Source organism: Catenibacterium sp. co_0103 (assembly GCF_004168205.1).
GTDB classification, from domain to species: domain Bacteria; phylum Bacillota_I; class Bacilli_A; order Erysipelotrichales; family Coprobacillaceae; genus Catenibacterium; species Catenibacterium mitsuoka_A.
Genome location: NZ_RCYB01000065.1, coordinates 1 through 11,179, shown reverse-complemented (window position 1 = coordinate 11,179; position 11,179 = coordinate 1). Strand labels below are relative to the sequence as shown.

11 protein-coding genes and 1 pseudogene are annotated in these 11,179 nt (G+C 33.6%); 9 read left to right on the top strand and 3 right to left on the bottom strand.

The features are described from left to right. Positions 1 to 69: 69 nt before the first annotated feature. A pseudogene (locus EAI80_RS09730) lies at positions 70 to 840 on the top strand (helix-hairpin-helix domain-containing protein); the annotation flags it as partial. A 25-nt stretch (positions 841 to 865) separates the two neighbouring features. Here EAI80_RS09730 and EAI80_RS09725 read toward each other — a convergent pair. Then, on the bottom strand, positions 866 to 2,413 hold the full coding sequence (locus tag EAI80_RS09725; RefSeq protein ID WP_129981858.1) for an AarF/UbiB family protein: 1,548 nt from the start codon (positions 2,411 to 2,413) through the stop codon (positions 866 to 868). After that, positions 2,397 to 2,657, bottom strand: a complete 261-nt coding sequence (locus EAI80_RS09720; RefSeq protein ID WP_129981857.1) for a hypothetical protein — start codon at positions 2,655 to 2,657, stop codon at positions 2,397 to 2,399. The genes EAI80_RS09725 and EAI80_RS09720 overlap by 17 nt, the downstream gene beginning before the upstream one ends. 114 nt (positions 2,658 to 2,771) lie before the next feature. Here EAI80_RS09720 and murI point away from each other — a divergent pair, with 114 nt between their 5' ends. The 8 genes from murI to EAI80_RS09680 all read left to right on the top strand — a co-directional run bounded on the left by murI (position 2,772) and on the right by EAI80_RS09680 (position 9,854). After that, positions 2,772 to 3,539 carry a glutamate racemase gene (murI, locus tag EAI80_RS09715; RefSeq protein ID WP_022425607.1) on the top strand — a complete coding sequence of 256 codons (768 nt, stop codon included), beginning with the start codon at positions 2,772 to 2,774 and terminating at the stop codon, positions 3,537 to 3,539. Positions 3,540 to 3,575: 36 nt separating this feature from the next. Further along, positions 3,576 to 4,322 (top strand): N-acetyltransferase, encoded by a 747-nt coding sequence (locus tag EAI80_RS09710; protein ID WP_129981855.1) that lies wholly within the window; start codon positions 3,576 to 3,578, stop codon positions 4,320 to 4,322. 76 nt (positions 4,323 to 4,398) lie between these two features. After that, positions 4,399 to 5,289, top strand: coding sequence for a trypsin-like peptidase domain-containing protein (locus EAI80_RS09705; protein ID WP_129981854.1), 891 nt, complete (start codon positions 4,399 to 4,401; stop codon positions 5,287 to 5,289). Positions 5,290 to 5,372: 83 nt separating this feature from the next. Beyond that, complete coding sequence (locus EAI80_RS09700; RefSeq protein WP_192924043.1) at positions 5,373 to 5,768, top strand: hypothetical protein; 396 nt, start codon at positions 5,373 to 5,375, stop codon at positions 5,766 to 5,768. A gap of 11 nt (positions 5,769 to 5,779) precedes the next feature. Beyond that, entirely contained in the window at positions 5,780 to 6,727 is a 948-nt protein-coding gene (locus EAI80_RS09695) for a D-2-hydroxyacid dehydrogenase (RefSeq protein WP_129981852.1), read from the top strand. Between the two features lie 504 nt (positions 6,728 to 7,231). Further along, positions 7,232 to 8,203, top strand: coding sequence for an ABC transporter substrate-binding protein (locus EAI80_RS09690; RefSeq protein ID WP_129981851.1), 972 nt, complete (start codon positions 7,232 to 7,234; stop codon positions 8,201 to 8,203). A 9-nt stretch (positions 8,204 to 8,212) separates the two neighbouring features. Continuing rightward, entirely contained in the window at positions 8,213 to 9,079 is an 867-nt protein-coding gene (locus EAI80_RS09685) for an ABC transporter permease (RefSeq protein ID WP_129981850.1), read from the top strand. Beyond that, the gene (locus EAI80_RS09680; protein WP_129981849.1) at positions 9,072 to 9,854 is read left to right on the top strand and encodes an ATP-binding cassette domain-containing protein; all 783 of its coding nucleotides are present in this window, start codon (positions 9,072 to 9,074) and stop codon (positions 9,852 to 9,854) included. Before EAI80_RS09685 ends, EAI80_RS09680 begins: the two co-directional genes overlap by 8 nt. Positions 9,855 to 9,908: 54 nt before the next feature. Here EAI80_RS09680 and EAI80_RS09675 read toward each other — a convergent pair whose 3' ends face one another. Continuing rightward, the gene (locus tag EAI80_RS09675) at positions 9,909 to 10,655 is read right to left on the bottom strand and encodes a MurR/RpiR family transcriptional regulator (protein WP_129981848.1); all 747 of its coding nucleotides are present in this window, start codon (positions 10,653 to 10,655) and stop codon (positions 9,909 to 9,911) included. Positions 10,656 to 11,179: the final 524 nt, after the last annotated feature.

Genomic DNA, 11,179 nt, shown 5'->3' with positions numbered 1-11,179 from the left:
TTTTTTCTAAATTATTCAAACTTATTTTTAAGTTTGTCTTTTTTTATACGTTTTGATTGATTTTTGTTTCACACTTTACCTACTACCCAATTAAAAGAAAGACTTAACTTCGTTGTAGAAAAAGCGGTTAACCTAGTTGGTGTGAATATCAATACAGCCAGTCCTACACTCTTAAAGAATGTTTCTGGTTTAACTCAGGCAACAGCAAATAGTATTGTGGCTTATCGTGAAGAAAATGGTAAGATCATGAGCCGTAAAGAAATGGAAAAGATTCCTAAGATTGGTCCAAAAGCCTATCAACAAGCTGCTGGTTTCTTAATAATCGAAGAGGGCAGTGAACCACTAGACCGTACAAATATCCATCCAGAATCTTATGATGCCACTAAAGCTATCTTAAAAGCATTAAACTTAACGACTAATGATCTAGGAACAGATGCATGTAAGAAGGCTGTCTCACAGGCTAACATTACATCCCTTAAAGAACTTACAGGACTAGATGACTATACACTTAAAGATATCCTAGACTCTATTATGAGACCACTAAGAGACTATCGTGATGATTATGATGGACCAATTCTGAGACAGGATATCCTCACATTAGAAGATCTTCATGTAAATGATAAACTAGAAGGTACTGTACGTAATGTTGTAGACTTCGGTGCCTTTGTAGATATTGGATTACATGAAGATGGACTCGTTCATATTTCTAAAATGAGTAAAAACCGTATTAAACACCCAAGTGATGTTGTCTCTGTAGGAGATATCGTAACGACATGGGTAGATACAATTGATGAACAAAGACATAAAGTACAATTAACTATGATTGATCCCAACAAATAGAAAAAGATGATTCCAATAAACGGAATCATCTTTTTAGCTTCCATAAGTGAAAGAATACATCTATACCAAGTAACATAGAAATAGTCAACAATATAATAGACATATAATAAGACTCAGTCAATACACCACATAACAGACACATACAGCTAAATACTGTTTTAATTATGATAGATAATTCTGTTTTCTTATATGTCTGTCTTATATAATCATCATTCTCAGTCACATTGACATGTAACTGACCATTCTTACTCATCTTAATTAAATCATAGACAATCTGAGGTAATGCATAGCTTTTCTTTAATGTCTTATAAAGGTCATGACCTATTTTTAATCCTTGATCCTTATAATCTAGCTCTTTTAGTACTGTATTACGCTTATGATTAATTAATATTTCAATGAGATTAGAAGAAGGACTGATCTTCTCTAAAGTACCTTCAAGTGTCACCAAACAACGACATAATAGAGTCAGTTCTGTCGGTATCGCAATATCATTACTTGTCACAATATCAAAGCACTTCTGTATCAAATCAGAAAAGTTATAATCAGATAGGCTCTTAGCTTTATATTCACTTACAATTGAATTTAATTGATGTAATAACTGTGTTTCATCTATTTCATGATCTGGTGTGACTAACATCAAGAAGGCTTCTTCTAGATCATAAATATCATCTTCAATTAAAGCCTGTAAAGCAAGAGATAAGATATGCTGAGTAAAGGAAGATACAGTACCCATCATTCCAAAATCTATCCAGGCAATCTTTCCTTCATCTATTAAGATATTACCAGGATGAGGATCAGCATGAAAGAATCCATCATCTAAGATCTGTTTACAGCAGTTATCTGCCATCTTTAAGGCAATCTCATCTAAGTCATATCCTTCATACTTTAATCTCTTTATAGCATCAATAGGAATGCCATCAATATAAGAATAAACAAGCAAATGATTGGTTGTATATTCATTATAGACATGAGGTGCTTTAATATAACGAATATCTTTTTGATTATTCGCAAAGACATTCATATTATTTGCTTCATTTAAAAAGTTCATCTCTGTCTGGCTTGTACGCCATAATTCATCAATAATAGAACGATAATCAATCAGATCACCTGTACCAGTCACCATCTTTAAAAGACGTGGAAACTTATGCATAATACGTACATCAGCTTCCATAATTTCATGAATATGAGGTCTTTGAACCTTTAATACAACCGTATCACCATTTAATAAATGCCCTAAATGAACCTGTGCAATAGACGCACATCCAATAGGCTTTTCCTCTATATCCTTAAATACATTCTCTATTGGCTGTCCTAGTTCTTCTTCAATAATACTACGAATACTAGAAAAACTAAGAGGCGTAATAGACGCTCTTAGTTTTTCAAACTCTTTACAGTATTCTAGAGGTATTAGATCACTACGCATTGACATGATCTGTCCTAATTTGACATAAGTAGGGCCAAGCTCTTCAATTATCTCTCTTGCCTTAATAGGAGTCAGACCATTTTTAATATCATGTTTCTTGATAATAGAGAGTATTTCTCTCATACGTTTAATATTACTGATTTTCTTCATGATCTAATTCATCAAGCTTCTGGCGCAAAGCATTACGTTCTTCTTCAGTCATGTTTTCTACATGTTCTAACAAGTCTTCACGTGCTTTTCTTTTTAATTCTTCATTCATCGCACGTCCTTTATTGATGGTATCCTGACCTTTTTTCGCAAGACTATCTGTTAAGTCTTTAGAACGATCAGCGACCTCAGCTGCTACACCAATACCTACAAGTACTGTCTTTTTCAACAATTCACTCATAGCCATATGACATACCTCCTTTCACATACTATTTTATCACAACTACAACCAGGGGTTAAGTAATATAGACCTTGAATTAATAATTGTGCTATAATGAAAAAACGAAAGGGAGTTATCAGTATGAAGAAAGAAGAGTATATAGGTGTATTTGATTCAGGTGTTGGAGGAGTGAGTGTCTTACAGGCTATTCATGAAATGATGCCAGGAGAGAATCTTTATTTCTTTGGTGATTCACTTAATGCACCTTATGGGGAGAAAACATTAGAAGATGTCCAGCAGCTTACTCTTAATGCGATAGAGAATATGAATAAGAAGAAGCATTTAAAGGCCATCGTGATTGCCTGCAATACAGCAACAAGTGCTGCAGTGACATTATTAAGAGAAAAATATACAGATATTCCTGTCATTGGTATAGAACCTGCATTAAAACCAGCAGCACTTTCTAAGAAGAACAGCTGTATTCTTGTGATGGCGACAGCCAATACATTACGTTTAGATAAGTTTCATCAATTAGCTGAAAGATATGATAAATCAGCCACTATTATTCCAGTTCCATGTTATGGACTTGCCAAACGTATTGAACAGGGAAATTTAGATCAACCAGATCTCATTGAATTACTTACAGATTTAATAGGTCCTTATAAAGGTAAAGTAGATAGTGTTGTACTAGGTTGTACACATTATCCATTTGTGAAAAATCAAATAGCGACAGTTTTAGGTGATATTCCAATGTTTGATGGAGCTTATGGAACAAGTAAACATCTTTATAATTGTTTAAAGGAATGTGATTGTTTAAATGATCAGGAAGAAGGAGATATCCTCTATGGTTCATCCAAGGAAGATGAAATTCCTATCTATAAAACATTTATGAATACACCAATTATCTAATAAGCCATTCACATGGCTTTTTTACTAGGAGAATGTATGAACTATATTATTATCAATAAAGATAACATAGACACAGAACATATATGTTGTGCTATGTCTAACAAAAAGAGTCTTCAAAAGAAAGAATGGTTAAAAGAAAGATTTGATGAAGGTTTAGTATTTTATCGCAGTGAAGAAAGAGGTAAATGTTTTATTGAATATATTCCAGATCAATATGCCTGGATACCTATTACAAGTAATAACTATATGTATATCAACTGTTTATGGGTATCTGGTTCAATGAAAGGACATGGCTATTCAAGTGACTTATTAAACTATTGCATAGAAGATGCACGTCAAAAGGGCTGTAAAGGTGTTTGTATTCTATCGTGTATAGGACGTAAGAAAGAGTTCCTTTCTGATTATAAATATTTGACACATAAAGGGTTTAAGATAGCCGATGAATCAGATAATGGTATTGTACTTATGTATCTTCCATTCACTGAAGGTAATCCTCCAGAGTTTAAAGAATGTGCTAAACATCCGCATATCAATGAACAGGGCTTTGTATTATATTATACAGATCAATGTCCTTTTACTGATTATTGGGTACCACGCATAGAAGAAGTGGCAAAAGAATACAACATACCTTTAAAAACGTTTCATATCACAACACGTGAACAGGCACAGAACCTCCCAACACCAGTTTCTACCTATGCATTATTTAAAGATGGAGAATTTTTAACTCAAGGGATCCTTAATGAAAAGAAATTCTTAAAATATGCAGGAATAGATATGCAATAACATATTTTCCCACAAAAACCACATTTAGGTATTAAGTTTAAGATATATACTAGAATCAGAAAGTGAGAGTGGTATTATGAACAACGAAAATTTAAAAGATGTTTATGAAAAGCAGAATAAAAAGAAAGTCAGTCGTTTAAGCAAAAATATAGGTAAAGCATTTATTGCTGTGGCATTAGGTTTTGGTGGAGGCGCTGCTGGTTCTTATTTTATGAATAATCAGGGTACTACAGTAGTGACGAAGACTACTACAACTAAAGCAACAGGTACATCAAATGATGCATCAAGTATCTCTTCTAAGATGACACAAAGTGTTGTAGCCATTACAACAGAAAATATCTCAAGAGATAACTTCTGGTATGGTTCACAGGTATCAAGTGGTGCAGGTTCAGGAGTGATCATGAGCAGCGATGGTTATATTATTACCTGCGCTCATGTTGTCTCTGGAGCAAGTACAATTAAGGTCACTACAAGTGATAATAAAACATATGATGCAACATTAGTAGGAACTTATAGTGATAATGATATTGCGGTACTTAAGATCAATGCAACTAATTTAAAACCAGCAACATTTGCGAATAGTGATAAATTAGTACAAGGTCAATCTACATATGCAGTAGGTAACCCAGAAGGTACATTCAGTGATTCTATTACTTCAGGTATCGTATCAGCCTTAAATCGTAAGATTACTGTACAGCTAGACAATGATGACTCGTCTTCATCTAGTAACTATGGTCGTTTTGGTCAGCTTTATAGCTCTTCTAAGACTATCTCTATTTCAGTTATTCAGACAGATGCAGCCGTTTCTCCAGGTAACTCTGGTGGAGGATTATTTAATGGAAATGGTGATCTCATTGGTATTGTGAATGCCAAATCATCCGATACAAATAGTGAAGGTCTAGGATTTGCGATTCCTTCAAATACTGCATTAAAGATAGCGAAAGAACTTATCAACAAGAGTAATTAATAGACAAGAAGGACAGAAATGTCCTTTTTTAGTTAATATTTAGTTTATAAAACAAAATTATATTAGTGTCATGGAGGTATTTTATGAAAGAAAAATTTATTCAATTCATGCAGGGAAGATATGGTGGGGCAGATAAGCTCAACACTCATCTCATGTATTTATTATTTATTTTAGTTATTATAGAGTTATTTACTGGTTCAAAACCATTAATGATCTTAAGCTTATTTTTGATGTTTTATATCTATTTCAGAATGTTTTCTAAGAATATCTATAAACGTTATGCAGAAAACCAGAAATATGTACAGTTTATTGCACCTATTACTAAGAAAGTAAACTTCTTTAAGAAAAAAAGAAAAGATAAAACACATAAATACTATAAGTGTCCTACATGTAAACAAGTTGTCCGTGTACCCAAAGGACGCGGAAAGATTGAAATTAGTTGTCCAAAGTGTCATACTAAGTTTATCAAAAGAACTTAGGGGGACTAAATATGTTGAAGGTATTACTTATTCCAGCTTTAGATGATTCAAATATTGCACTTATTAAAAAGTCTTGTTCTGATATGAACCTTTTAAAGGTAAACAAAGAAGATTTAACACAGGAAATGATTGATGAAGCAGATGTCATTGTAGGTAATCCACCAAGACAATTTAACTTGAATAGACCTACACTTAAAGCACTATTATTAAATAGTGCAGAGAATGATCAATTTCTTTTACCAAACATCTTAAATAGACAAACACTTCTTACAAATGCAAGTGGAAGCTATGGTCATGCTATCTGCGAACATATGATGGGAATGATCTTAAGCTTTAATAAGAATCTACGTTTCTATTATGATCGACAGAAAGAAGCAAGATGGACACCATTATTTATTGGTAGAGAAATTTATGGCTCAAATGTCTTATTACTTGGAGTAGGGGATATTGGTACTGAATTTGCGAAAGTATTAAAGGTACTTGGTGCCAATGTAACAGGACTAAGAAACTCTTATAAGGAACATCCAAATTGTGATGAAATCATTACTTCTAAAGAATTACATGATGTATTACCAAAGATGGATTATGTTATTACTTCTTTACCAGCAACCAATGCAACATTTCATATGTTAAGCCATGATGAGTTCTCATTAATGAAAGAAGACGCTGTTGTATGTAATGTAGGTAGAGGTAGTGTGATTGATACTTATGCTTTATTAGAAGCCTTAGACAATAAGTCTATTGGTGGGGCATTACTTGATGTTTTTGAAGAAGAACCATTACCAGCTGATTCACCATTATGGAAAAATCCTAGAGTCATGATTACACCGCATTGTTCTGGCGGGTATCATTGGAAGAGTGTACAGGACTATTATACACAATTAGTCATTAGGAACCTCAATCACTTAAAGAATCAGGAACCATTAGAAAACCTTGTGAATAGAACAAAAGGCTATTAACAGTAGTAAAATGGATCCTGTAAAAAGGATACGATAAAAAAGGAGATATGAATAACCTGTTCATTTGAGCAGGTTATTTATTATATATACAAATATATTAAGCATTATTCGAAATTATACAAAAATATAAATAAAACTGTTGACATTGAATTTGTTGTGATGTAACATTCAGATAAACCTAAGAGCGGGAGATAAAACTTTGTATAGGGCTGATAGAGAGCCGGGGATGCTGGAAACCTGGTAGTACCACAATGGCAAATGGACCCGTGAGGGCGAGGGGGAAAGGCAACGAGTATCCTGAGACGTGATGCAAACGTTATAATGCAAAAATGTGTTAGCATTTATGAATCAAAAGGTGGCTTAAAGAGTAACATCTGTCTTTTGGGACAGGTGTTTTTTTATTACCTGCTAACAAGTTGGGAGGAACTCATATGAGGCGATGGCGTCGTTGTTTGAATTGAATCAAAGAAAACAAAATTTATGAAAACGAAGAGGAACAGAACAATGAACAAATTATTAGGAACAGTATTAACTTCAGCATTAACAATTTCACTTTTAGCAGGATGTGGAACTTCTACTAGTAATAAGAAGAAAGTAGGTATTATCCAGTTCATGGATCATACTTCATTAAATGAGATTAAGGATTCATTTGATAAAGAAATGAAAACTTTAGGATATGATGATAAGAATATCGAATATACATTCAAGAATGGTCAGGGCGACACAAATACTTGTGCAAGTATCGCCAATGATTTTGCCGGAAAGAATTTTGATTGTGTCATGGCAATTGCGACTCCTGCAGCACAGGCAGTCGCTAAACTTGCTACTAAGACACCAGTTGTATTTAGTGCAGTGACTGATCCAGTAGGGGCACAGTTGACTAGCTCATTATCTAAACCAGATAAGAATATTACTGGTACAAGTGATGAGGTACAGGTTGATCAGATTATTGATAAGGCATTAGAAATCAATCCAAATACAAAAACAATTGGTATGCTTTATAATAAAGGTGAAGCCAACTCAGTGACTAATATTAAAAAGGCAAAAGCTTATTGTGCTGAGAAGAATATCAAGGTAGTAGAAGCAACAATTGCATCAGTCAATGAAGCTCAGAGTGCTGTTAATGTATTAAATAGTAAATGTGATGCGATTTTTGCACCAAATGATAATACAGTAGCAAGTGCAATGAATGTAGTGAGTGATGCATGTAAGAAAGCAAACAAGCCTTTATATGTAGGTGCTGATTCAATGGTTAAAGATGGTGGTTTCTTAAGTGTTGGTATCGATTATAAAGAACTTGGTAAAGAAACGGCTAAAATCGTTGATAAAGTATTAAAGGGAAATAAAGTAGAAAATATCCCAGTTAAAGTATTTAAGACAAACTTAAAAATCTATGTCAATACAACTACAAAAGATAAATTAGGTATTAAGTTACCAGAAAACATTACAAGCGATAGTAAATATACAGAAATCTAAGGAGTTTTTATGAATAGTACAGTTATTCTTGGAGCCTTAGAGTTAAGCGGCATATTTGCCGTCTTATCTCTAGGTTTATATATTAGTTTTAAAGTTTTGAATATTCCAGACTTAACAGTGGATGGAAGTTTTACAACAGGATGTGCAGTAAGTGCTATGGTAGCAGTGGCAGGTTATCCAGTACTTGGCATGGTACTAGGATTTGTAGCAGGTGCGATTGCAGGGATGGTGACAGGTTTACTCATTACTAAGCTTAATATTAATGAGATTCTAGCTGGAATCCTTACACAGACTGCTTTATACTCAGTGAATCTACGTATTATGCATCAGACACCAAATATCTCATTATTTAATCATAAGACAATCTTCAGCAGTACAACTCAGTTTGAACCTTATGATAAATTATTGATTATTGGTGTGATTGTGATTGTGATTACCGTATTATTGAATTATTTCTTAAAGACACAGATGGGGCTTGCACTTAGAGCCTGTGGTGATAATGAAGCAATGGTACGTGCGAGCTCTATTGATACAGATAAGATGAAAATTATTGGTTTAGGACTTGCTAATGGACTAGTTGCTTTAAGTGGTGCTTTATTTACACAGCAGCAGGGCTATGCTGATATCACTAGTGGTATTGGTATGATGGTCATCGGACTTGCTTCTATTATTATCGGTTTGACATTCATTAAGAGTGATAAGGTTGCAATATGCTTAGTTGGTACGATTGTAGGGGCAATCTTCTATCGTTTTGCCTTAACAATCGCCCTATACTTAGGTCTTCCTTCAGGAGACTTAAAGATCCTATCAGCATTTATTGTTGTGATTGCGATTTCTTCTGCAACACTCAAGAGGAGGCTCAAGAAACATGCTTAATATAAAAGATTTAACAGTTGTATTTAATGAAGGGACTGTCAATGAAAAGAAAGCCATTGATCATCTATCTCTTCATCTTGAACCAGGAGATTTTGTGACTATTATAGGGTCTAATGGTGCAGGGAAGTCTACATTGTTTGGTGCGATTTCTGGGGCAGTAGAAACAAAAGAAGGAACTATTGTCTTAGATGATAAAGATATCACAAACGAAAAAGAATATGTGAGAAGCCGTACCATTGGTCGCTTATTCCAGGATCCTCTAAGAGGGACAGCTCCTTCAATGACAATTGAAGAAAACTTATCTTTAGCTTATCAAAGAGGAAAACATTTCTCACTTACACCATTTACTCATAAACACCATGATGTCTTTGTAAATGCATTAAAGGACTTAGATATTGGTTTAGAAGACCGTTTAACAACTAAAGTGGGTACCTTATCTGGAGGACAAAGACAAGCCCTCACACTATTAATGGCAACTTTAGTTAAACCACAATTACTCTTATTAGATGAACATACTGCTGCACTTGATCCTGCGACATCTATCAAGGTGATGAAATTATCTGAAAGAATTGCGCAAGAACATCATATTACTACTATGATGATTACTCATGATATGGAAGATGCTCTTAAATATGGTAATAGAATCCTAATGATGAAGGATGGAAAAATCATTGCGGACATTGATGAAGAAACTAAAAAGAAAATGACTGTCGAAGAACTTGTAAGAAAATTTACTGAAACAGGAGAAGCGAATGATCGCGTTCTTCTTCACTAGACAAGGATCATCCTTGTCTTTTATAATGCATAAAAAAAGCAGACTGAAGTCTGCTTAGAGGTAGTATTGCTGGAAATAACGTAATCTGATTAAGTCACAGATTGACATGATCTGATAGTTAAAATCAATCGAATCAAACTTACCTGGTACATAGATTACTGTTGTATTTCCATTAAAACATGACTGTTTATATTTACGGTTTTGCGTGATGAGTAATGAATATGCCTTTTCAAAGCTGCAATTATCATATTTCTTCATTTCTTCTAGACTACGTCCTGTAGCACTCACAAAGATGACAACATCATCTTCATTAAATTGAATAGGATCATACTTATGATAATGAATAAATGGACGTCCAAAAGAAATCATATCTGTCTGTAACTCAACGGCAATAGAACAAGGATATAAACCACCAAAGATAATGATACGTTTTGCTTTATAGAAATGTTCACAGATAGAAGTAATCGTGTTCGCAAGTACTTCTTCATCCATTGCCTTATCCATCTTCGCTAAGAATTTCTGAGGAGTTTCTCCAAATAATCTGACACGAATCTGATTCAAACGTAACTGATGATCAGCTTCTAATTTAAAACGGAAATCCTCATAAGTAGAGAAACCAAATGATAATAAGAAGCTATAAAGTTCTTCTTTTCTAAAAGCACCTTTATCTAAGAATTCTTCTTCAGACATTTCAAATATATCTAGATAGTTAAAGATAATGAAATTGCATATTTTATAATAGTAATCATTCTGCATCGCACCATTTAAATAAGTCAATATTCTACTAAGTAACAAACCCATTATATTCACGCCCCTTTTGGAATATTATATCATAGTTGTAATAATCTTTAGAAATAATTTTGTATTATGTTTTATTTTGTTTATAATGTAGAAAAAGGAGGGAACTATAAGTAACTGAATATATCGACCATTGTGTTTGAATGTGTTTAAATATGCTCATAGGGGGGAGCGTTAAAATGAACACATTAAATATCACAAATTATAAACCAAAGGATTTTGCTGCACTTTTAGGCGTATCTGTTAAGATATTATAACGTTGAGATAGAGAAGGAACTTTAAAGGCAAACTGAACCCTAACTAATAAGCATTATTATACTTATAATCAGCATTTACTAAATCAAGTTGCATTTTTAAGATGGTTTTGTAATGTAAAAGGATTGTTTGAATACCCACAAACCACAGGTTAGTGATAATTAAATTTTATTAACGCCGATTAATAGGCGCTCATGAAGCTGAACTTGATGCATGGATTTTCCATTTGTACTATAATTAGATTAGAAATCAGATGGAGAACTCATGCAGGA

Bases quoted from the DNA above. Each gene is read 5' to 3' on its own strand.
- EAI80_RS09725 (WP_129981858.1), bottom strand. From the start codon at position 2,413: ATGAAGAAAATCAGTAATATTAAACGTATGAGAGAAATACTCTCTATT.
- EAI80_RS09720 (WP_129981857.1), bottom strand. From the start codon at position 2,657: ATGGCTATGAGTGAATTGTTGAAAAAGACAGTACTTGTAGGTATTGGT.
- murI (WP_022425607.1), top strand. From the start codon at position 2,772: ATGAAGAAAGAAGAGTATATAGGTGTATTTGATTCAGGTGTTGGAGGA.
- EAI80_RS09710 (WP_129981855.1), top strand. From the start codon at position 3,576: ATGAACTATATTATTATCAATAAAGATAACATAGACACAGAACATATA.
- EAI80_RS09705 (WP_129981854.1), top strand. From the start codon at position 4,399: ATGAACAACGAAAATTTAAAAGATGTTTATGAAAAGCAGAATAAAAAG.
- EAI80_RS09700 (WP_192924043.1), top strand. From the start codon at position 5,373: ATGAAAGAAAAATTTATTCAATTCATGCAGGGAAGATATGGTGGGGCA.
- EAI80_RS09695 (WP_129981852.1), top strand. From the start codon at position 5,780: ATGTTGAAGGTATTACTTATTCCAGCTTTAGATGATTCAAATATTGCA.
- EAI80_RS09690 (WP_129981851.1), top strand. From the start codon at position 7,232: ATGAACAAATTATTAGGAACAGTATTAACTTCAGCATTAACAATTTCA.
- EAI80_RS09685 (WP_129981850.1), top strand. From the start codon at position 8,213: ATGAATAGTACAGTTATTCTTGGAGCCTTAGAGTTAAGCGGCATATTT.
- EAI80_RS09680 (WP_129981849.1), top strand. From the start codon at position 9,072: ATGCTTAATATAAAAGATTTAACAGTTGTATTTAATGAAGGGACTGTC.
- EAI80_RS09675 (WP_129981848.1), bottom strand. From the start codon at position 10,655: ATGGGTTTGTTACTTAGTAGAATATTGACTTATTTAAATGGTGCGATG.